The sequence below is a fragment of the Staphylococcus simulans genome (assembly GCF_002902285.1).
GTDB lineage: Bacteria > Bacillota > Bacilli > Staphylococcales > Staphylococcaceae > Staphylococcus > Staphylococcus simulans.
Genome location: NZ_PPRU01000018.1, coordinates 1 through 21,342 on the forward strand (window position 1 = coordinate 1; position 21,342 = coordinate 21,342).

21 protein-coding genes are annotated in these 21,342 nt (G+C 37.2%); 15 read left to right on the forward strand and 6 right to left on the reverse strand.

Annotated features, from left to right (window positions below):
• Positions 1 to 130 precede the first annotated feature (130 nt).
• Both CD112_RS04690 and CD112_RS04695 read left to right on the forward strand, forming a co-directional pair.
• Entirely contained in the window at positions 131 to 1,762 is a 1,632-nt protein-coding gene (locus CD112_RS04690; RefSeq protein ID WP_231291633.1) for a DNA-binding protein, read from the forward strand.
• A 21-nt stretch (positions 1,763 to 1,783) separates the two neighbouring features.
• Positions 1,784 to 3,331: a bifunctional metallophosphatase/5'-nucleotidase gene (locus CD112_RS04695; protein ID WP_096754497.1), complete on the forward strand. Its 1,548-nt coding sequence runs from the start codon at positions 1,784 to 1,786 to the stop codon at positions 3,329 to 3,331.
• A 207-nt stretch (positions 3,332 to 3,538) separates the two neighbouring features.
• Here the strand turns inward: CD112_RS04695 and thiD are convergent, their stop codons facing one another.
• Positions 3,539 to 4,369: a bifunctional hydroxymethylpyrimidine kinase/phosphomethylpyrimidine kinase gene (gene thiD / locus CD112_RS04700; RefSeq protein ID WP_103363943.1), complete on the reverse strand. Its 831-nt coding sequence runs from the start codon at positions 4,367 to 4,369 to the stop codon at positions 3,539 to 3,541.
• 107 nt (positions 4,370 to 4,476) lie between these two features.
• Here thiD and CD112_RS04705 point away from each other — a divergent pair, with 107 nt between their 5' ends.
• From CD112_RS04705 to CD112_RS04725, 5 genes are all read left to right on the forward strand, one after another.
• The gene (locus tag CD112_RS04705) at positions 4,477 to 5,142 is read left to right on the forward strand and encodes a uracil-DNA glycosylase (protein WP_061054902.1); all 666 of its coding nucleotides are present in this window, start codon (positions 4,477 to 4,479) and stop codon (positions 5,140 to 5,142) included.
• Positions 5,135 to 5,512: a DUF5327 family protein gene (locus CD112_RS04710; protein ID WP_061054901.1), complete on the forward strand. Its 378-nt coding sequence runs from the start codon at positions 5,135 to 5,137 to the stop codon at positions 5,510 to 5,512. Before CD112_RS04705 ends, CD112_RS04710 begins: the two co-directional genes overlap by 8 nt.
• 20 nt (positions 5,513 to 5,532) lie before the next feature.
• The gene (locus tag CD112_RS04715; protein WP_002481372.1) at positions 5,533 to 5,916 is read left to right on the forward strand and encodes a DUF423 domain-containing protein; all 384 of its coding nucleotides are present in this window, start codon (positions 5,533 to 5,535) and stop codon (positions 5,914 to 5,916) included.
• A gap of 65 nt (positions 5,917 to 5,981) precedes the next feature.
• Positions 5,982 to 7,484, forward strand: coding sequence for an APC family permease (locus CD112_RS04720; RefSeq protein WP_002481373.1), 1,503 nt, complete (start codon positions 5,982 to 5,984; stop codon positions 7,482 to 7,484).
• 195 nt (positions 7,485 to 7,679) lie between these two features.
• A complete protein-coding gene (locus tag CD112_RS04725) occupies positions 7,680 to 8,306 on the forward strand; it encodes a DedA family protein (protein WP_023015475.1) in 627 nt (208 codons plus the stop codon).
• 592 nt (positions 8,307 to 8,898) lie between these two features.
• Here CD112_RS04725 and CD112_RS04730 read toward each other — a convergent pair.
• From CD112_RS04730 to hemQ, 4 genes are all read right to left on the reverse strand, one after another.
• Positions 8,899 to 9,687 (reverse strand): hypothetical protein, encoded by a 789-nt coding sequence (locus CD112_RS04730; RefSeq protein WP_103363944.1) that lies wholly within the window; start codon positions 9,685 to 9,687, stop codon positions 8,899 to 8,901.
• A gap of 205 nt (positions 9,688 to 9,892) precedes the next feature.
• Positions 9,893 to 10,354: a threonine/serine exporter family protein gene (locus CD112_RS04735; protein ID WP_002481378.1), complete on the reverse strand. Its 462-nt coding sequence runs from the start codon at positions 10,352 to 10,354 to the stop codon at positions 9,893 to 9,895.
• A gap of 15 nt (positions 10,355 to 10,369) precedes the next feature.
• Positions 10,370 to 11,152 (reverse strand): threonine/serine exporter family protein, encoded by a 783-nt coding sequence (locus CD112_RS04740; RefSeq protein WP_002481379.1) that lies wholly within the window; start codon positions 11,150 to 11,152, stop codon positions 10,370 to 10,372.
• Positions 11,153 to 11,961: 809 nt separating this feature from the next.
• Positions 11,962 to 12,711: a hydrogen peroxide-dependent heme synthase gene (gene hemQ / locus CD112_RS04745; protein WP_023015472.1), complete on the reverse strand. Its 750-nt coding sequence runs from the start codon at positions 12,709 to 12,711 to the stop codon at positions 11,962 to 11,964.
• A 168-nt stretch (positions 12,712 to 12,879) separates the two neighbouring features.
• Between hemQ and pta the strand changes: the two genes are divergently transcribed.
• The 6 genes from pta (at position 12,880) to CD112_RS04775 (ending at position 18,670) form a co-directional block, all read left to right on the forward strand.
• Positions 12,880 to 13,869 carry a phosphate acetyltransferase gene (gene pta, locus CD112_RS04750; RefSeq protein WP_057510141.1) on the forward strand — a complete coding sequence of 330 codons (990 nt, stop codon included), beginning with the start codon at positions 12,880 to 12,882 and terminating at the stop codon, positions 13,867 to 13,869.
• Positions 13,869 to 14,708, forward strand: a complete 840-nt coding sequence (locus tag CD112_RS04755) for a lipoate--protein ligase family protein (RefSeq protein ID WP_002481382.1) — start codon at positions 13,869 to 13,871, stop codon at positions 14,706 to 14,708. Before pta ends, CD112_RS04755 begins: the two co-directional genes overlap by 1 nt.
• A 460-nt stretch (positions 14,709 to 15,168) precedes the next feature.
• A complete protein-coding gene (gene mvk, locus CD112_RS04760) occupies positions 15,169 to 16,092 on the forward strand; it encodes a mevalonate kinase (protein WP_002481383.1) in 924 nt (307 codons plus the stop codon).
• 5 nt (positions 16,093 to 16,097) lie between these two features.
• Positions 16,098 to 17,093 carry a diphosphomevalonate decarboxylase gene (mvaD, locus tag CD112_RS04765; protein WP_061054899.1) on the forward strand — a complete coding sequence of 332 codons (996 nt, stop codon included), beginning with the start codon at positions 16,098 to 16,100 and terminating at the stop codon, positions 17,091 to 17,093.
• The gene (locus CD112_RS04770; protein ID WP_023015468.1) at positions 17,090 to 18,166 is read left to right on the forward strand and encodes a phosphomevalonate kinase; all 1,077 of its coding nucleotides are present in this window, start codon (positions 17,090 to 17,092) and stop codon (positions 18,164 to 18,166) included. The genes mvaD and CD112_RS04770 overlap by 4 nt, the downstream gene beginning before the upstream one ends.
• A gap of 162 nt (positions 18,167 to 18,328) precedes the next feature.
• Positions 18,329 to 18,670 carry a YuzB family protein gene (locus CD112_RS04775; RefSeq protein ID WP_002481386.1) on the forward strand — a complete coding sequence of 114 codons (342 nt, stop codon included), beginning with the start codon at positions 18,329 to 18,331 and terminating at the stop codon, positions 18,668 to 18,670.
• A gap of 151 nt (positions 18,671 to 18,821) precedes the next feature.
• Here CD112_RS04775 and CD112_RS04780 read toward each other — a convergent pair whose 3' ends face one another.
• Positions 18,822 to 19,055 carry a hypothetical protein gene (locus CD112_RS04780; protein ID WP_002481387.1) on the reverse strand — a complete coding sequence of 78 codons (234 nt, stop codon included), beginning with the start codon at positions 19,053 to 19,055 and terminating at the stop codon, positions 18,822 to 18,824.
• Positions 19,056 to 19,479: 424 nt separating this feature from the next.
• Here CD112_RS04780 and CD112_RS04785 point away from each other — a divergent pair, with 424 nt between their 5' ends.
• Both CD112_RS04785 and CD112_RS04790 read left to right on the forward strand, forming a co-directional pair.
• Positions 19,480 to 19,956 carry a GNAT family N-acetyltransferase gene (locus CD112_RS04785; protein WP_060803731.1) on the forward strand — a complete coding sequence of 159 codons (477 nt, stop codon included), beginning with the start codon at positions 19,480 to 19,482 and terminating at the stop codon, positions 19,954 to 19,956.
• Between the two features lie 33 nt (positions 19,957 to 19,989).
• Positions 19,990 to 21,288, forward strand: a complete 1,299-nt coding sequence (locus CD112_RS04790) for an HD domain-containing protein (protein ID WP_057510145.1) — start codon at positions 19,990 to 19,992, stop codon at positions 21,286 to 21,288.
• Positions 21,289 to 21,342: the final 54 nt, after the last annotated feature.

Genomic DNA, 21,342 nt, shown 5'->3' on the forward strand with positions numbered 1-21,342 from the left:
TTGTAAATATGATACAATATATTAATTGTTAAGTTTAGGTAAATATTTAATATAATCAATTCTTTAGTTTAATATTGTTAAATCTAAATTTAGTTATTGTAAATTTTCGTTCATCTTATGTCTCTAAACTATGACAGGTTCTATAATAAAGACAGAATTTACATTTGGAGGTATTTTAAAAGTGAGAAAATTAAACAAATTTTTTGCAGCTTTAGCTATTTCTACAATTTCCATCACTACTGTTCCAATTGATACATACTCAAATGCTGCACAAGCAGCACCGGCTATCGGTACGAACCAAAAAGGAGAAGTAGTATTTGATAATTCACACGGACAAACTGCAGGAGCAGCAGACTGGACGATTGATGGCGGCTTCTCAGATTATGCAAACAGTATTGTGAAACAAGGGTATAAGGTGACAGAACTGCGCGGGGAATCTAATATCACACCACAAGCCTTAAAAGGTAAAAAGATATTGGTTATTCCAGAAGCAAACATTCCTTTTAAAACCTCAGAACAAAAAGCAATGACTGATTTCACACAACAAGGAGGCAGTATTCTATTTATTTCTGATCACTATAACGCCGATCGCAACTTAAACCGAATTGATTCATCAGAAGCGATGAATGGTTATCGCAGAGGCGCATATTCAGATATGACAAAAGGTATGACGGACGGGGAACGTAAATCTAAAGCGATGCAAGATGTTCAAAGTACAGACTGGTTAGCACAAACATTTGGCGTACGCTTTAGATATAACGCTTTAAATAATTTAACAACCTCTCATATGTTACAAGGGAAAGAAGGTTTAGGAATCACAGACAATGTCAAAAGTGTCACAATGCATGCAGGTTCTACACTTGCGATTACAAATCCTGATAAAGCTAAAGGAATTGTTTTCACACCTGAGGGTCTGACTGCTAAGCAGAAATGGGGACATGCGGTAGACGAAGGTGTTTATAATGGCGGCGGTCAAGCAGAGGGACCTTATATTGCGGTTTCAAAAGTCGGAAAAGGTAAAGCAGCCTTTATTGGAGATTCTTCATTAGTAGAAGATAGTTCTCCTAAATATAAACGTGAAGATAACGGTCAAGCTAAGAAGACATATGATGGGTTTAAAGAAGCAGACAACGCACAATTGCTTAAAAATCTTACGACATGGTTAGGTAAATCAGAAAATGCAGATTCAATTACAGGATTAGGTGTTTCAAAAGATAAAGCCACTGCACTAAAAGATTTCGAGCAACCTGAAAATTCTACAGAACCGCAACAAGAGCCTTGGAATACACCACCAAGCCATTATAAGTGGTATGACCGTTCTACTTTTGCGGCAGGCAGCTTTGGTGCAAAAGAAAATAAGGATGATACTGTAAAACCAGAACAACCAGAAGACAATCAAGAGCCGGATGGCAACACATCTAATACGAAATTAAACAGCAGCGGGGTGTCTTTCGAATTACCAAGTAATTTAGAGGCGGGCAGTACATTTTCAGTTAAAGTAACATTAAAGCATCAACCGAAAAATCAAACACTCTCTAATATACGTCTAGGTATTTATGCAGAAGGCGGTCAACAATTAGGTATATTTGGAGAAAATACAACGCCAGGTTACAGTACACCGCAACAAGTGAAAACAGATAGTCAAGGCAATGCTGTATTAACATTCGAAGGTAAAACAGCTTCTGATTTTAAAGGTGACGCAAATGTAAGGTTAAAACAAGGCGATACAACGATTAAGACACAACCTATTCAAATCAATTAACGTATTTCAGGAGGAATCACAGTGACACAGATAGCTTTTTACATCGTCAGTGATGTGCATGGATATATTTTCCCGACGAATTATCAAGAAAGACAACAACAATTGCCGCTGGGTTTATTACATGCGGAACAACTCATCAATCAGGATAAAGTCAATTACCCGCTTCACGTTCTCATTGACAACGGTGACTTCTTACAAGGTTCTCCGCTGGGTCATTATCTAGCCAAAGAACTTGGTTCAGCAAAACAATTAGCGTATATTTATAACCATTTCAAATTCGATGCAGGTGTGATCGGCAACCATGAATTCAACTTCGGTATGTCGTATTTAAACCAGACACTAGAGGCACTCAATTATCCTGTATTGTCTGCTAATATTTTAAAAGATGGCGAACCGTTCACAGGCCACGGTGTACGCTATATTGAACGCGGCGGGTTGATTATCGGAATCATCGGATTAACGACACAATATATTCCTCATTGGGAACAAGCAGCACATATTGAAGGTCTTACCTTCGAAAGCGCAGCAACCGCTTTAGAACGTTGGCTGCCAGAAGTGAAAGCACATGCGGATATTATTGCGGTTTGTTATCACGGTGGTTTTGAATGTGATTTAACAACAGGCGAACCGACGGAAGACCTGACAGGAGAAAACGAAGGTTATGCGATGTTGAAGCAGTTCCATCAAGATATTGACTTACTCATCACAGGACATCAACATCGTGAAATTGCGGAAACTGTTTATGATATCCCAGTCATCCAGCCCGGTGCGAAAGGTGAGAAGGTAGGAAGAATCATCTTAGACGTTGAAAGAGGCAAAATACAAAATGCGGAAGTCAGTCTGCTTAGTAATGAAACATTAACACCTGCTTCTGATACAGAGCCTGAATTCGCACAAAAAATGGCCGCATTTGATGCGGAAGTGGATGCTTGGCTAGATGTGCCGATTGCGCGATTAGAGGAGACGATGATTGTAGATGATGCATTTGTCGCCCGCACAACACCGCATCCTTACATTAATTTCTTAAATTACATCTTAATGGATGTGAGCGGTGCTGATATTGCAGCATCTGCGTTGTTTGATTTGTCTAGTGGATTCGGAAACGAAGTGACTATGCGGGATGTCTTAAATAATTATCCATTTCCTAATACGTTCAATGTACTTGAACTGACAGGACAGGATATTAAAGATGCGATTGAATTAACCGCAGAATATTTTTCTGTCGATGATGGCCAAGTCACTGTGAACCCAGAATTCATTTATCCCAAGCCGCAACATTACAATTATGATATTTACTCAGGTATCAGTTATACCATTAAAGTCAGCAACCCTGTCGGTTCACGTGTCGTGCAATTAGATTATCAAGGGAATCCGATCCATATGAAAGAGACTTATAAGGTTGTCTTAAATAACTATCGTGCAGTAGGCGGGGGGAATTATCCGATGTTCAGTGCGGATAAAATTGTTGAAGATATTCAAACTGAAGGAGCACAACTGATTATTGATTATCTGCAAGCGCACCCAGAACTTAAGATTCCAAATGTTACTGATTTCAAAGTGGAAGTATAACTAGGTGTGTATTTATATGAATAGTACCAATTGGATTCATCCAAATAATAAAGCCGAAGAAAAGATCTAGATTTTCCTTGGCTTTGAAACACAAACGTGTATTAGAAGGTTTATTAAATAGTAAAAGGACGATTTTCATTTTGCGAAAATCGTCCTTTTGAATATTGGAACATTTATATTCTGACATTCATTTTATTGATTATTAGATTAAACTTCTTGAACGTCTACATCGATTTTTTCGATACGGTTATAAGCACCGTGGTCTACAGGACCTACGAAGTCGTTCATTTTCCAACCATTTTTAATTGCAGATGCGACGAATGCTTTTGCGTTAACAACTGCATCTTTAGGTGATTGACCGTTTGCTAGGTTGGCCGTTGTGGCTGCTGCGAACGTACAACCAGCACCATGGTTATAACTTTGTTGGAACATATCTGTTGTTAATTGATAGAATTTATCGCCGTCGTAGTATAAGTCATAAGATTTTTCTTGATCTAATGCTTTACCACCTTTGATGACTACATTTTGTGCACCTTGATCATAAATGATTTTAGCTGCCTTTTTCATATCATCGATAGATTTTAATGTGCCTAATCCAGATAACTGACCAGCTTCAAATAGGTTAGGTGTTGTAACTGTTGCTTTAGGTAATAGATATTTAATCATTGCATCTGTATTACCTGGGTTGAGTACTTCATCTTCACCTTTACAAACCATAACTGGGTCAACAACGAAGTATTTCGCACCTGACTTTTCAAATGCTTCTCCTGCACGTTTGATGACTTCTTCAGTACCTAACATACCTGTTTTGACAGCGTCTGGTCCAATAGAGATTGCTGTTTCTAATTGTTTGTTAAATACGTCGAAAGGAATTGGTGTTACATCGTGTGACCATGTTTCTTTGTCCATTGTCACGATTGCTGCTAAAGCAACCATTCCATAAGTGTCTAATTCTTGGAATGTTTTTAAATCTGCTTGCATGCCAGCTCCTGCACTTGTATCTGAGCCTGCAATTGTTAATACTTTTTTCAATGCCATATGTTCATACACTCCCTAACGTTTCTTTTACTCTATAATAACATGTTTACAAGGGTGGATTGAACTTTTTGATATATCGTGTGTTATCATAGTTTTGAGGTGATACCATGGAGTGGTCTGAAGTATTTCATGATATAACAAATCGTCATGATTTCAAAGCAATGCATGATTTTTTAGAAAAAGAATATACGACAAAAATAGTTTATCCTGATAGAGAAAATATATATCAAGCGTTTGATTTAACGCCTTTTGATAAAGTAAAGGTCGTTATCTTAGGTCAAGACCCATATCACGGCCCTAAACAAGCGCATGGACTAGCATTCTCTGTTCAGCCAGAAGGAAAGTTCCCACCTTCTTTACGCAATATGTATAAAGAACTAGAAGATGATATCGGCTGCAAGAGAACAGTATCTCACTTGCAAGATTGGGCGAAAGAAGGCGTGTTATTATTAAATACTGTCTTAACTGTGCGTAAAGGTGAAGCTCATTCACACCGTGGTATCGGTTGGGAAATCTTTACGGATGAGGTTATTAAAACCGTTTCTGAACAGCGTGACCATGTGGTCTTTATTTTGTGGGGTAAACCTGCACAACAAAAAGAGAAGTTAATAGATACGTCTAAACATGATGTGATTAAGTCAGTACATCCAAGTCCATTATCAGCGTATCGCGGTTTCTTTGGATCTAAGCCGTATTCTCAAGCGAATGCTTATTTAGAAGCACATCATCAAACACCAATAAATTGGTGTGGTGAGGAGGCTATGGATGAATAAAGAGAAGTTAATTGCGTTAATTGAACGTGAATTAGTACAAGCGGATGAAGCGGCGAGTGAAGCGGAATTTAGCAAGCATATGTATGCGATTCATACACTGACTTCACTGTATACAGATAGTGATTCAAGTGACGTGCCTGCACGTTCATCAAAACAAACAAGTATGCCGTATCAGCAAGCGCCTTCAGTGACGTCTCCAAGTTATACGACAAGTTCACATTCACAAGTATCAGCGGCAGAAATTAAAGCGATGGGTGGGAAAGTGTCATCGCAACAGAACTCATCGAATTTATCGACACCACCGGGGAACTCTAATAAAATGGTAACTGATGACGAATTAGGAAATGGCGATTCTATTTTTGACTTTTAATGACAAAGGAGAGACTTTATATGAACTTTAAAACGATGAAAACGTTCGTAGCAATTGGCGCTGGGTGTGCAGCACTTTCAGTTGCGACTGGTGCGTTTGGTGCACACGCATTAGCAGATAAATTATCACCGCATTATTTAGATGTATGGAACAAAGCAACAACATATGAAATGTATCACAGCTTAGGTTTAATCGGCATTGGTATCTTAAGCGGTACAACTAAATTGAACTTAAAAGCTGCAGGTTGGATGATGCTTGGCGGTATTGTTATCTTCAGTGGCTCATTATACACTTTATCATTAACACAAATTAAACCATTAGGTGCAATTACACCAATCGGCGGAGTGTTATTTATCGCTTCTTGGGTAACTTTACTCGTACAAACACTAAAATTAAAAAAATAAATAAATAAACGGTTCAAAAATTCACCTCACAGGGTATAATGTATCGAATGAGGTGAATTTTTATTATGGGAAAAATAGAGAAAAGACACCATAAAAAAGTAGACCGAGGAGATTTACAACAAAACCTATCTGAGAAATTTGTATGGGCCATTGCCTATGGTTCATGTATAGGTTGGGGGTCATTTATTTTACCAGGGGACTGGATCAGTCAATCTGGTTCTATCGCAGCAGCAATCGGGATTACAATTGGTGCATTACTAATGATTATTATTGGCGTGAGTTATGGCGCATTAGTGAAACACTTCCCAGTATCTGGGGGTGCATTTGCGTTCAGTTATTTAAGCTTCGGGAGGTATGTCAGCTTCTTCTCATCATGGTTCCTGACATTCGGTTATATTTGTGTGGTCGCATTGAATGCCACTGCGTTTAGCTTACTCTTGAAGTTTATGATGCCGGGCGTACTTGAACACGGTAAGCTATATACCATCGCTGGATGGGATGTTTACATTACCGAAATTATTATCGCAACAGCTTTACTTTTACTCTTTACATTTATTACCATTCGTGGTGCACAAGTTTCAGGTAGTCTGCAGTACTACTTCTGTATCGCAATGGTAGTCGTTGTTTTATTAATGTTTTTCGGATCATTTTTCGGTAGTGGTTTCTCATTGAGCAACTTACAACCTTTAGCTGAGGAGAAAAAAGGATGGTTTACATCAATTATTATGATTGTAGCTGTCGCACCTTGGGCGTATGTCGGATTTGATAATATTCCACAGACCGCGGAAGAATTCGACTTTGCGCCGAATAAAACATTTAAATTGATTGTTTATAGCTTGCTTGCGGCAGCTGGGACATACGTTTTAATGATTTTATATACGGGCTGGTTAAGCAGCCGTGGCGCAGAAAACAGCGACTTATGGGTAACAGGTGCTGTGACACAACAATCCTTTGGCTATATTGGTTTATTTGTCTTAGCTGTAGCAATTACTATGGGGATTTTCACAGGACTTAATGGTTTCTTAATGAGTTCAAGTCGTTTGTTATTCTCAATGGGACGTTCAGGTATTATGCCTGGTGTATTCAGTAAAATCCACCCAAGATTTAAGACGCCATATGTCGCAATCTTATTCTTAGGTGCTTTAACATTAATTGCACCTTGGTTAGGACGTACTGCATTGACATGGATTGTAGATATGTCTTCAACAGGTGTATCTGTCGCATATCTTGTGACATGTTTATCAGCAACGAAATTATTCAGTTATAATAAAGAAAGTAATACTTACGCACCGATTTATAAAACATTTGCGATTGTCGGTTCAATCTTTGCGTTTATTTTCTTAGGATTACTTTTAATCCCAGGATCACCAGCCGCTTTATCAACACCATCTTATATTGCGTTGATTGTATGGTTAGTTCTAGGCTTAGCATTCTTCGTTGTACGTTATCCAAAATTAAAAAATATGGATAAAGACGAACTGAGTCGACTAATCTTAGATACAAGTCAACAAAAAGTGGATGAAATCTTAGATGAACCAGACTCTGAACCTACTCAAACAAAAGCATAAATTATATATTAAGAGCGATGATCTAATTAGAGGTTCATCGCTCTTTTCTTATGAAATCATAAATTTTAAAAGATACAACTGTACTATAATCACGCATAATTACTTGCATTAACTAAAGGAATAATATAAGTTATTAAAAACAAATAAAATGGAGATTCCATGGTATTTGTTGAAAATCCACTTAGGAGGAACGATATGGAAAAGATGGTCGAGCAGTTTATCGATCAATTTGGTTACCTCGGTGTATTCTTATTAATCGCATTAGAAAACATTTTTCCACCCATTCCATCAGAATTGATTTTAACTTTCAGCGGTTTCTTGACGTTACATTCTGATATGAATATCGTAGGTGTCATTATTGCGGCAACATTGGGTTCTGTATTCGGAGCAATTGTACTTTACTTTGTTGGTCGTTTATTATCTACAGAACGTTTACAGAAATTAGCGAATGGTAAAACTGGAAAAATTCTGCGTTTTAAAGCGAGTGATATCGAAAAGGCAGATGACTGGTTCGATAATCACGGTAAAAAGATTGTTTTCTTTGCGCGATTTATTCCTGTCATTAGAAGTTTGATCTCTATACCAGCAGGAACGACCAATATGCCTTTAACATCGTTTATTATACTTACCACACTTGGTACATTAATATGGAATACAGTGCTCGTAATTTTAGGTCAGCAAGCTGGAGAAGCATGGCCGAAAATTTCAGCCGCATTTGATTCTTTCTCAAATATCGTACTTATTGTCTTAGTTATTTTACTTATTATTGCGATTATCTATTTTGTGAAGAATCGTTTTAAAAACTCAAAATCAGATGAATAATCAATCGCCGTTATTTCCTCAGTAGTAAAAAGGGATAACGGCGATTTTTATAGTATAATATGTATGAATATGTAGTTTGATGTCGTTATTTTAAGACTGAAAAGAAAGGCACTATTTTGTCTGAAGAAATAGTGAGGTGACACCATGAATATCACAAAATTAGTTGTAATCACTGTAATAATTGGAGTAATACTTGCGGTGAACTATAAGCTGGATATCTTTGAGCCTATCCCATTGATACTTGGAGCAGCTTGTGTAATGGTATTTAATATCGTTATGAAGCGATTTAAGTCGAAAGATAAGTAAAATAAATACGCATACCTTCTAAACGATGAAAGTATGCGTATTTATTTTATGGTTTTAGTTATGTTTATTTGCCTTTCTGATTTGAATCAAATATAAGACAATAAAAGTAATGACACCATACTCTAGTAAATCGATACAGTTATTTTTGTCTAGTAATGCAGGACTATGTGATAAGTAGTTGGTTATTATCAAATAGCCCCCGCATATTAGAATAATAATAAGCGTAATTAAAAATATTGAACGTGCTTCCAATTCATGATGTTACTTCCTTCATGATGTTAAGTGTCTAGAAATGCATATAGACAGGGAATAAGTCCCATTGTGAATATACAAAAATGTGATCTGGTTGAATATTTAAGGTGTGGCTTAAGGTGTTGATAAGCATTTCTTTTGGCTGTTTACTATATAAATTATAATAATACTTTCCATTTTTCTCAGTCACAAAACGCCAAGCTCCTAAATGTTGCAGGGGTTGAACATCAGGCTTTCCATCCATTGATTGTATAGATACTGAATAGCTGAGATAAATTTCATCTACTTGAGTCGGACAAGTTGTTTTAATACGATAGTTGATGATAAATGTGAGTATGAATAATCCTAATAAAATAAGCAACATAAACTTTAACGGTACAGCAGCTATAGAATTTTTATAGCTTTGTTGAATCAAATACATCCATAAACCAAGGCATATAAACATGATGGCCATGGTGATGCCTAAGAATATATTTTGAAGATGTTTTAAATAAAGATTCTCTGTCATTCGAGTATCCGTACTGTTATAAATCGGGTTGTCTTTATCTTTTAAATACGTATAGACAATGGCGTATCGAGATAAGTCGAGCTTTTTAGTAGTAATCGCAAAGAATGGAGAAGTGTCTTTAATGTTATGTTCATTTTTAAGATGCTTAGTTTCTATAAAGTGCGTTTGAAGCTGAGTGTCTTTAACTTTCGGATTGTGCTTAAATGTATAAACACCATTAATGACACCTGTTAAATAATAACCTTCTGCTTTTTTCTGTTCTAGAAATTTCTTCTCAGAAAGCGAACCTTTAAAAACAAGTTTGAACTTTTTCATGATGTTATCCTTCTTCCTGATGTTATGTATACCTTTATTTACATTTTAAATTTTCAGATAATTCAATGCAAGCGCTTTTATATTATTTTTATGTAGAACAAGTTTGTTTTGATACTTAAATTAATTATTTTGAAGTGGGAGAGACGTAGAAACAACCCCTTATAAAGCACATTTCACAATAGCTTTTATAAGGGGTTGTGATAGATTAGTGTTTTGTTTTAGGCGTTAGCTTGCTTTTGCTGGTAATGACTAAGCGTGCAATCTGATCAGCAAAGAGTAAACCCATTGCGATAGCTCCAGCGATTAAAGTAACCTCCAACATTGTAGGTACAGCCTTGCTGAATTGTAATATAATCAAGCTTTTGGTTGTATCAAAGGCTAATCCTCCAGGTACTAAAGGAATAATACCAGGAATCATAAAAATAATGACAGGTTCTTTCTTTAAACGTGCCATAATATGACTGATTAAGCCGAGTGTGAGACTTGAAAAGAAAGAGGCGTAAATAGTATGGATATGGAGTCCGGAATATAAAATAATATAGACCGTCCAACCACATGCACCTACAAAACCTGCATAAAAGTACATGCGTTTCGGCGCATCGAATATAATACAGAAGAACAGTGACGCAATATAACTAAAGAAAAAATGTGAAATCCAAAATAGCATCTTGTCATCACCCTCCTAAAATATTAATAGCATTGTGCCGACACCGGCGCCTATGCCGAATGAAGTCACTAATGCTTCTAAAGATTTGGTTGTAAACATCATCATATGACCGCCGAATAAATCTTGAATTGCATTCGTAATCAATACTCCAGGTACAATCGGCATGACGGCCGCGATGATAATCGCAGAAAGCGATCCGTCTGGTACTAAGTTATGACCGAGTATCGCAATGCCTCCAATGACAACAGAGCCTAAAAATTCTGGGATAAATAAAGTTTTTAAGTTCGCACGATATAACATTTCGACTAACAAATAACCCAAGCTTCCAGCAAAAATAGTAGCAACAATATCTACAAAATTACCAGTCTGTAAATATAAGAAGCTGATTGAAATAATTGCGGCTGCGATGCCTTTATAAATTAAATCATGGGTTTGTTTGGCATCATAAATCCTTTTTAAAGTCTCATAGGCTTCTTCTAGGTCAATTTTTCCTGCCGAAAGCTTACGAGAAACAGAGTTTGTCTGTGAAATTTTGATTAGATTGGTATCACGTGACTCAATACGATACATGCGTGGTGTCGTTTGATTATCTAATAAAAAATTGATAACTGTATTTGTGACGAAGCTGTTGCTTTCGTAAAAACCAAGTGTTTCGGCAATACGTGTCATTGTTCCCTCTACACGTGTGCCTTCAGCGCCGGACTCTAATAAAATACGTCCTGCTAACATGATAGTATCTTTCGCAAGGCGTTCTTTCGGGGTATCTTCTATATAACTTATTCTATTATCTAGTTCCATAACATCACTCATTTTCCTTTGTTGTATATGTAATATTAAACTTTTTAGAAAATTCAATTAGTATACCTATTATGTCGGAAAATACATAGAGAAACAACCTAAGATTTCGTTTCGATTATGTAAACTTTTTTCAAGAACAGTGACATAGGAGAGTGGAAAGAGGTTAAAATGATATATACAAACAATAAATGATAAATGTAAAATATTATGTGTATAATTTCTAATTAGGTATCATAATATGCTTGCATACTATATCTAATGTTTCAAATATTTCAAAACGGTTAAAGTTATAATGGTTAGCTGTTAAAGCATGTTAACTGAGTAGCGACAGTAGCTGCTTATCAGTTAACCAGCTAAACAAGTATTGGCAGAGTTCTCCAAGGACACTACACGAGGGATGAGCGGCACTGTATTTCAAGCCATACATGTGTACGCTTAGACGGCAGAAGCTACCGACATTAAGAGTGGATGATGCCGAGAAGAACGTGCCGCTAACGTACAGGCTGTGTCGACAGCGTACATGTGGTACATAGGTGTCGTTCAATTCTTAATGCTGGTCTAGTCTTCTGCTTTAATTAATGAATAACACCATTACTATAGATTACTTGAAGAGAACTTACAGCGAGAGGGGCGTTGTAGAGTTCTCTTCCATCTTAATAACGTACGTTATCTTGTAGCCCTTGGAGGAGTTTATACATAGAAGTGCACCTGTTCTTTGATTTTAGAGCAGGTGCTATTTATATATGAAAGAAAGGACTGATATCGATGTCAGTCCCTTAGTTTCGTTATATTATTTTGTGTAGCGTTATTTAAATACTGAAGAATTTTTCTAGACTGTCTTCAGGTAATCTATGGCCGATAAAGAAGCTACCGAATTCTCCATAACGTGCTGTTGTTTCATCGAAACGCATTTCATAAACGATTTTTTTGAATTGCAGTACATCATCAGAGAATAGTGTAACGCCCCATTCGTAATCATCAAAGCCGACTGATCCTGTGATGAATTGTTTGATTTTACCTGCATATTTACGTCCGATCATACCGTGGTCATACATCAATTTTTGACGTTCTTCCATTGAAAGCATGTACCAGTTATATGTTTCGTTACGACGTTTATTCATTGGGTAGAAGCAAATATATTCTTTTTCTGGTAATTCAGGGTAAAGACGTGCTTTTACATGAGGGTTCTCATATGGGTCTTCGTCTGATTTTCCAGCAAGATAGTTACTTAATTCAATGACAGAAACATATGAGTATGTCGGGATTAAGTAATCTGCGATACGTAATTTGTTCAATGCTAGTTCTATTGCATTCAATTCTTGCATTTCAGGACGTAATACCCAAAGTAAAATGTCAGCTTTTTGACCTGTTACGTTATAAAGTACATGGTCACCGTTATGATGCTCACGTACTGAACCTAATTTTTCTAAGAAATCTTGGAATTCTTTGACAATTTCTTGACGGTCTTCATTAGGTACAAGACGTAATGTCGGCCAATCGATTGCATATAATAAATGGAGGCTGTACCAACCATCTAATGTTTCTGCTGCTTGACTCATTAATATCGCTCCTTTTGTAATATCTTTTAATTCAATTCAAATTTTATCATAAAGACAGAGACAAAGCATACAAATCGATTAAAGGTCGGAACGTGGAAATTACTTCGCAAATGGCGTATAATTATGGATGAAAAAATATTAAAAAGCGAGATTTTCAAGGAGGATATTATGCCTAGTTTATTAGATGTATTGAAAGACAAACTTTCAGGAAAGAATGTACGTATTGTATTACCTGAAGGTGAAGACGAACGTGTATTGACTGCAGCAACAAAATTACAAGCTTCAGATTTCGTAACACCTGTTGTATTAGGTGACCAAGACAAAATTGAAGCATTAGCGAAAGACAAAGGTTTAGATATTTCAGGTATTGAAATCATCACACCTTCAACAAGCGACTTGAAACCAGAATTAGTAGACGCATTTGTAGAACGTCGTAAAGGTAAAGCGACAAAAGAACAAGCTGAAGATATGCTTAACAATGTAAACTACTTCGGTACAATGCTTGTTTATGCAGGTAAAGCTGAAGGACTAGTCAGCGGTGCTGCACACTCAACAGGCGATACAGTTCGTCCAGCACTACAAATCATCAAAACTAAACCAGGTGTTGCGAAAACATCAGGTGTGTTCTTCATGATTAAAGGCGAAGAACAATATGTTTTCGGTGATTGTGCAATCAACCCTACATTAGAAGCAACAGACTTAGCTGAAATTGCGGTAGAAAGTGCAAAAACAGCGAAAAGCTTCGGCATGGATCCTAAAGTAGCATTATTAAGCTTCTCAACAAAAGGTTCAGCAAAATCAGACGATGTTGAAAAAGTAGCGGAAGCAACAAAAGCTGCACAAGAAAAAGCTGAATCAGAAGGCTTAAAAGATGTTGTTATCGATGGTGAATTCCAATTCGACGCAGCAATCGTTCCAGAAGTGGCGGCTAAAAAAGCACCAGATGCACAAATTAAAGGTGACGCAAATGTATTCGTATTCCCAAGCTTAGAAGCAGGTAACATCGGTTACAAAATTGCGCAACGTTTAGGCGGATATGAAGCAATCGGACCTGTTTTACAAGGTTTAAATTCTCCAGTAAACGACTTAAGCCGTGGTTGCTCAACTGAAGATGTATACAACTTATCAATCATCACTGCAGCGCAAACATTACAATAATGGATTTAGCTGAACGTTATTTTGACGGTAAAGATTGGCGCTATGTAGACCATTCAACAGGGTTTGCGCCTATGCAATCTTTTGCGTTTGATGACACATTTTCAGAAAGTGTGGGCAAGGATTTATCTTGCAGTGTAGTCCGCACTTGGATTCATCAACATACCGTTATTTTAGGTACACATGATGCACGTCTGCCACATCTGAAAGAAGGCATTCGTTATTTAGTCGATGAACGCGGCTATAATGTGATTGTCCGTAATTCTGGTGGATTAGGTGTTGTATTAGATCAAGGTATTTTAAACTTTTCGTTGATTTTTAAAGGAAAGACAGAAATTTCCATTGATGAAGCATTTAATTTAATGTATTTAGTTGTAAATAAAATGTTCGAAGATGAACATGTAACGATTGAAACGAAAGAAATTGAACGCTCCTATTGCCCGGGAAAATTTGATTTAAGTATCAATGATAAGAAATTCGCGGGTATTTCACAACGCAGAGTCAGAGGCGGCATTGCCGTTCAAGTGTACTTATGTGTGGAAGGTTCAGGTGAAGAACGTGCTGAAATGATGAAGGCTTTCTATGACAAAGCTCTACAAGGCGAAGAAACAAAATTTAAATATCCAGATATCGATCCATCTTGTATGGCTTCGCTTGAAACGTTGTTCGGACATGAACTGACAGTTCAAGATGTGATGTTTAAACTACTCTATGCCATCAAAGATTTAGGTGGAACATTGAATATGGAGCCTATCAGTGAAGAAGAGTGGGAACGCTTTGAGAAATATTTCGAACGTATGATTGCACGTAATGCTAAAATCAACGCTAAAATGGACGATTAAGCACAAAGGGATGTAAATAGCTGAGAAGCTAGGTGCATCCCTTTTATATTGTGCGCCTTGAAAAATATTCTTGTAATTTACCCATGAAAGTGAAAATTATGACCGATATATGAACAAATCGTTTAAATCATCATCAATTTTCGGTAAAATGGGGAAGTAGTTTAATATCAGGTATTAATTTTACAACCTAGGTATGATAAAACAATGCAAAAAATAGGGTATAATAAAACGGTGTTTGAATAAATATATCAAAAGAGAACAAGCTAATTGATAAAAATTAGAATGTCGGAAATAAATTATGGATATATCAATGACAAAAAGACGCAGACAGCATCTTTTAATCCTGTCATTTTCTATCAACCCAGATAAAGAGAGTGACTGGATGTTTTAACATGCAGAGAAACAGGGTGGAATATAGATATACCATGACAAACTAGGAAAGTGCTAAAGGTGATGCGATATGACACGAACAGGCTACGGAGAATCTAATGGGAAAATAATATTAGTAGGGGAACATGCGGTAACATTTGGTCAACCTGCAATTGCGATGCCATTTTCTTCTGGAAAAGTGACAGTAACAATTGAAGAAATGCCAGAATTGGCAGTGTCAACGATGATCAGTGATGTATTCGAAGGTGAAATTGCAGATGCCCCTGAACATTTACATGCTTTAATCAGCAGATTCGAAGAAGAAAATCATATTGAATCACCTGTAATGATAAAAATTGATGCACAATTACCGCCTTCAAGAGGGTTAGGTTCTAGTGCTGCAGTAGCGGTTGCTTTTACGAGAGCAGCATTTGATTTTATGGATCAGCCACTATCTGATGAAACATTAATTGAACATGTAAACTGGGCGGAAATGATCGCACATGGTAAACCAAGCGGCATTGATGCACAAACGATTGTTTCTAATAAACCGACTTGGTTCCAAGAAGGTGTCTTTACGCCTTTAAAAACTTTGAATGTGGCAGGTTATATGGTCGTTTTAGATACAGGCATAAAAGGGAATACCAAAGAAGCTGTCAGTGACGTGCATGAATTAGTGAAAAACAATCAAGAAAACATGGCGTTTATAGAACGCATTGGACGTCTGGTGCATAAAGCAAATCAAGCGATTAATACACATAACTTTGAATCTTTAGCAGAGATTTTTAATGAGTGTCAAACATACTTATCTACATTGACTGTCAGTCATCCGAAGATTGACCGTTTACTGCAAGTGGCGAAACAAGCAGGTGCAGTAGCTGGAAAATTGACAGGAAGCGGACGTGGCGGCAGTGTGATTACTTTAGTGAAAGATTATGCGACAGCGAAAAAAGTCGCTCAAGCAGTTAAAGAAGCAGGCGCGCAACATACATGGATTGAGAATTTAGGAGGTTAATTCAATTGGTGAAGACGGGCAAAGCGAGAGCGCATACCAATATTGCGCTGATTAAGTATTGGGGGAAAGCTGACGAAGCATTGATTATTCCGATGAATAACAGCCTATCGTTAACTTTAGATAAATTTTATACAGAGACACGCGCAACATTTGATGCGCAATTAGATCGAGACTACTTCTACTTAAATGGTGAAGAAGTGGATGAAAAAGAAACTCAAAAGATTTCAGCATACTTAGATCTTGTCAGAGAACGTGCAGGAACAGCGTTGCACGCACGTATCGATAGTACAAACTTTGTACCGACAGCAGCTGGTTTAGCTTCTTCAGCGAGTGCTTTTGCGGCTTTAGCTGCTGCATGTAATGAAGCGTTAGAAATGAACCTTTCTGATAAAGACTTATCACGCTTGGCACGTCGTGGTTCAGGCTCAGCAAGCCGCAGTATCTTTGGCGGATTCGCGGAATGGGAAAAAGGACATGATGATGAATCCTCTTATGCACACGCGATTGATGCAGATCATTGGGAAGATGACTTAGCGATGATTTTTGTAGTCATTAATCAAAAATCTAAAAAGGTTAAAAGTCGTGCAGGGATGTCATTGACTAGAAATACATCACGTTTCTATCAGTATTGGTTAGATCATGTAGAAGCGGATATCGCTGAAGCAAAAGCTGCCATTGCCGATAAAGATTTTGATCGCTTAGGTCGTGTCTTTGAAGAAAATGGTTTACGTATGCATGCGACAAATTTAGGTGCACAACCGCCATTTACATATTTAGTACCTGAAAGTTATGACGCAATGGCTTTAGTGCATGAATGTCGTGAAGCAGGTCTGCCCGCATACTTTACTATGGATGCAGGACCTAATGTAAAAGTGTTAGTACAAAAACAACATCAACAATCTGTGATTGATAAATTAACAACGTATTTTGATTCAGACCAGATCATCGCAAGTGATATCGGTACAGGCGTTGAAATTATAAATGAGGAAGATGAGCTATGATCCAAGTCAAAGCCCCAGGTAAACTTTATATTGCAGGTGAATATGCGGTAACAGAACCCGGATATAAATCCGTGTTAATAGCAGTAAATCGTTTCGTTACTGCCAGCATTGAAGCTTCTGGAGACAATGGTGGTTCTATTCATTCTAAAACATTACACCATGAACCGATTACCTTCCAAAGAGAAGGTGATAAGATTTCTGTATCTGATGCAGATGCGGCAAAACAACTAGCTTACGTCATTACGGCAGTAGAAGTGTTTGAACAATACGCTAAAAGCTGTGGTAAAACCTTAAGACACTTTAATTTAGTAATTGATAGTAACTTAGACGATGCTTCAGGCCATAAATATGGCTTAGGCTCAAGTGCTGCAGTATTGGTTTCAGTGGTTAAAGCTTTAAATGAATTTTATGAGTTAGACTTAGCTAATCTGAATATTTATAAATTAGCGGTCATTGCGAATATGAAACTACAAAGTTTAAGTTCATGCGGTGATATTGCAGTCAGTGTTTTCACAGGTTGGCTTGCTTATAGTACGTTTGATCATGACTGGGTCATGCAGCAGATTGAAACGTCATCTGTCGCAGAAGTTGTGAAGAAAAACTGGCCAGGTCTTTATACAGAACCGCTTCAAGCCCCAGAAAACATGGAAGTCTTAATTGGCTGGACCGGCTCACCAGCCTCTTCTCCTTACTTAGTCAGTGAAGTGAAGCGTCTCAAATCAGATCCTGATTTCTACAGCCGCTTCCTGGAACAATCGCAATCTTGTGTAGAACGTCTCATCTACGCATTCAAAACCAACAACCTAAAAGGTGTGCAAGCGATGATCAGACGCAACCGTTCAATCATCCAAATGATGGATAAACAAGCGATTGTAGACATCGAAACACCACAATTAAAATTACTATGCGATATCGCAGAAACCTACGGCGCAGCTGCCAAAACATCAGGTGCAGGCGGCGGAGATTGCGGTATTGCGATTATCGGCGACTCAAAACATCGCCAGTCTATTTATGAAAGCTGGAAAGCCTCTCACATTAAGCCTTTACCTTTCCACGTTTATCAAGGACAATAAGACATCAGGCTGTCTCACCGGTCAACTTTACGGTGCGGCAGTTTTTTGATGTTTAAAGCGGTCACAAAATCGTTGCTTGAAAAATTACGGAAAAAGAGTAAAATAGATAAAGTTGAAATAGTTTAAAACAAATTATAGAGATAAAGTGAGGTGGACAGAGCAGTGAAAAACAAATTTTTGATTTGTGATGATTGCCAAGCCGTAAATTGCAAATCCTTGGAAAGAAAATTAAAGAAACTAGATCCAGATGCTGAAATAGAGGTGGGCTGCCAATCATACTGCGGTCCAGGTCGCAGAAAGACATTTGCTTTCGTGAATAACCGTCCATTAGCCGCATTGACGGAAGATGAATTGATGGAAAAAGTTGAGAAGCAACTTCAAAAACCTCGCGACCCTGAAGAGGAAGAACGTTTACGTAAACGTAATGAAGAACGTAAACGCAGAAAAGAAGAACAAGATCGAAAATTAAAAGAAAAATTAGCCAAACGTAAACAAGCAAAATAATGATACAAAGTATATAAAAAACAGGCCCGTATGACTGGTGTGCTACCAGACAACGGGCCTACTTTCTTATCGTTATAACTATCGCGAGATTCGTTTCTATATTGACTGTTTAATGAACATGATGTGACTGCACTCGTGATGTTTGATTCTTTTAGTAAACTTCCACATAAGATCTGCACGCATTTAAGACATCTTTAGTATAGAAGTGACGTAAATTATCTTTAGTATAAGACGGGATTAATTCTTTACGTTTCACCCATTTATCAATCAGTGAAGGTGGAATACCATCTACCACCATTTCTGATTCATCTGTAACTAAAGTGTCCCAATCTAACGTAACAGGTTGTGAGTCAATATAAATGTTACCAAAGCTCGTATCATCCATATTTTAATCACCTTTTATTGAATTTTTAGTCCCTTAAGCATAATTAGATAGGGTACCTTGAGTTTCTTCTTGCAAAATTCATATACCCCGCTTATATATGAGTTATTCATCTTTTTTACAAAAACTTTACTTTTTGTTCAATTTTAGTGTAAATAGGGCGGAATTAATACACGATATGGGTTAGAGCACCTTCATGAATTTTGCTTAATACGTAAATATCGAGCAAAGAGATTTTAAGTATAATAAAAATTAGAGTATGAAAAAAGGCTTTTAAATGTAAAAGTTAAAGACAATGAAAAAACAGGGTAAAGATGATAAGTACAAGGTAAAATGAGAGTGCGTTTTACCACAATTTGAGAAACTATATGATATAATTAATTTATTCATTTTGAAAGTTGAACTATGTAAGGAGACGTGATTAACGATGCGTACAGTGAGAGAAGCAACACCAGCAGATGTTGTCGGCATCAGAGATGTGGCAACAAAAGCATGGTATGACACGTATTTAAATATTTATGCTGCGACAACAGTGAATGAATTGCTTACAGCAGCTTATAACGAGCAGCATTTACTTAAACGATTAAAAGAACAATTATTTTTAGTGGCAGAAGAAGAAGGCGAAATTGTCGGGTTTGCGAATTTTATTAACGGCAGCGAACTTTTCTTATCTGCACATTATATTCACCCTAAAGCACAACGTAAAGGTTATGGTACAGCGTTGCTTAAGAAAGGGTTAGAACACTTTAAAGGACAATATGATGCAGTGTATCTTGAAGTGGATAACCAAAACGAAGAGGGTGTTGAATACTACCGTCAACAAGGATTTGAAATGGTGCGTGCGTATAACCGTGAAGTATACGGTGAAGTAATGGACCTTGCCTTGATGAAGAAAGCATTTTAATGAAAATAATGCTAACACGATGGAGGGATACTCATGGCTGAGACAGATTACGGTACTCAAAAATTATATGAAGAGAAAGTATTCAAAGATCCGATTCATCGCTATATTCATGTCAAAGACCAAGTGATTTGGGATTTGGTGAAAACAAAAGAGTTCCAACGCTTGCGTCGTATCAAACAACTCGGTACGTTGTATTTATCTTTCCATACAGCAGAACATAGCCGCTTCGGCCATTCATTAGGCGTCTATGAAATTGTACGTCGCATCATCGATGAATCATTTGCGGGACGTGAAGCATGGAATAATGATGATCGTCTGTTGGCATTATGTGCAGCACTCCTTCATGATTTAGGCCATGGGCCGTTCTCTCATAGTTTTGAGAAAATCTTCAATACCGATCACGAGGCATTTACACAAGCGATTATTACAGGGGATACAGAAGTTAATGCGGTATTAAGTAAAGTATCACCGGATTTCCCGAAAGCTGTTGCTGATGTCATCAATAAAACACATCCGAATAAGCTGGTGATTTCTATGATTTCATCACAAATTGACGCAGACCGTATGGATTATTTACAACGCGATGCTTATTTTACAGGAGTCTCTTATGGGATGTTTGATATGGAACGTATTTTAAGATTAATGCGTCCAACTAAAGATGAAGTGTTGATTAAAGAAAGCGGGATGCATGCGGTAGAGAACTTTATTATGAGCCGTTATCAAATGTATTGGCAGATTTATTTCCATCCGGTAAGTCGTGCTGGAGAAGTGATTTTAAACAATTGTTTAAAACGTGCGAAGGAATTATATCAATCAGGTTATCAATTTAAATTGTTCCCTAAAGACTTTATTCCGTTCTTTGAAGGAACGATGACGATTGAACAGTATGTAGAGTTGGATGAAGCGGTCGTACTTTATTATTTGAAAGCTTGGGTTAAAGAAGATGATACCATTTTAAGCGACTTAGCACGCCGTTTTATTAACCGCGATTTATTTAAACATCTGCCGTTTGACGGCTCGATTATTACGATGAATGAATTAAGAGAGCTGTTTGAAGCGGGCGGTATTAATCCAGATTATTACTTCGTCAGTGAATCTTTCTCTGATTTGCCTTATGATTATGACCGCCCGGGGTCTAATCGCCAACCGATTCATCTACTGCAACGTAATGGCAATATTAGAGAAATCAGCAGTCAATCTATGATTATTCAAAGTATTACAGGCATTAATCGCCAAGATTATAAATTATATTATCCTAAAGAACTGGTGCATCACATTGAAGATGACAAAGTTCGTGAACGTATTCTCAGTATTTTGAACGAATTGAATTGATAGTCAAACGATTGTGTTCGAAAAGTATCAGATGATACGGTAAAATAGATAAAG

Excerpts from the sequence above, each read along its gene's own strand:
- hemQ (WP_023015472.1), bottom strand. The coding sequence starts at position 12,711 with ATGAGTCAAGCAGCAGAAACATTAGATGGTTGGTACAGCCTCCATTTA.
- CD112_RS04755 (WP_002481382.1), top strand. The coding sequence starts at position 13,869 with ATGGATTTAGCTGAACGTTATTTTGACGGTAAAGATTGGCGCTATGTA.
- CD112_RS04785 (WP_060803731.1), top strand. The coding sequence starts at position 19,480 with ATGCGTACAGTGAGAGAAGCAACACCAGCAGATGTTGTCGGCATCAGA.
- CD112_RS04740 (WP_002481379.1), bottom strand. The coding sequence starts at position 11,152 with ATGGAACTAGATAATAGAATAAGTTATATAGAAGATACCCCGAAAGAA.
- CD112_RS04730 (WP_103363944.1), bottom strand. The coding sequence starts at position 9,687 with ATGAAAAAGTTCAAACTTGTTTTTAAAGGTTCGCTTTCTGAGAAGAAA.
- CD112_RS04715 (WP_002481372.1), top strand. The coding sequence starts at position 5,533 with ATGAACTTTAAAACGATGAAAACGTTCGTAGCAATTGGCGCTGGGTGT.
- CD112_RS04770 (WP_023015468.1), top strand. The coding sequence starts at position 17,090 with ATGATCCAAGTCAAAGCCCCAGGTAAACTTTATATTGCAGGTGAATAT.
- CD112_RS04790 (WP_057510145.1), top strand. The coding sequence starts at position 19,990 with ATGGCTGAGACAGATTACGGTACTCAAAAATTATATGAAGAGAAAGTA.
- pta (WP_057510141.1), top strand. The coding sequence starts at position 12,880 with ATGCCTAGTTTATTAGATGTATTGAAAGACAAACTTTCAGGAAAGAAT.
- CD112_RS04720 (WP_002481373.1), top strand. The coding sequence starts at position 5,982 with ATGGGAAAAATAGAGAAAAGACACCATAAAAAAGTAGACCGAGGAGAT.
- CD112_RS04690 (WP_231291633.1), top strand. The coding sequence starts at position 131 with ATGACAGGTTCTATAATAAAGACAGAATTTACATTTGGAGGTATTTTA.
- CD112_RS04710 (WP_061054901.1), top strand. The coding sequence starts at position 5,135 with ATGAATAAAGAGAAGTTAATTGCGTTAATTGAACGTGAATTAGTACAA.
- CD112_RS04705 (WP_061054902.1), top strand. The coding sequence starts at position 4,477 with ATGGAGTGGTCTGAAGTATTTCATGATATAACAAATCGTCATGATTTC.
- CD112_RS04725 (WP_023015475.1), top strand. The coding sequence starts at position 7,680 with ATGGAAAAGATGGTCGAGCAGTTTATCGATCAATTTGGTTACCTCGGT.
- CD112_RS04735 (WP_002481378.1), bottom strand. The coding sequence starts at position 10,354 with ATGCTATTTTGGATTTCACATTTTTTCTTTAGTTATATTGCGTCACTG.
- thiD (WP_103363943.1), bottom strand. The coding sequence starts at position 4,369 with ATGGCATTGAAAAAAGTATTAACAATTGCAGGCTCAGATACAAGTGCA.
- mvk (WP_002481383.1), top strand. The coding sequence starts at position 15,169 with ATGACACGAACAGGCTACGGAGAATCTAATGGGAAAATAATATTAGTA.
- CD112_RS04780 (WP_002481387.1), bottom strand. The coding sequence starts at position 19,055 with ATGGATGATACGAGCTTTGGTAACATTTATATTGACTCACAACCTGTT.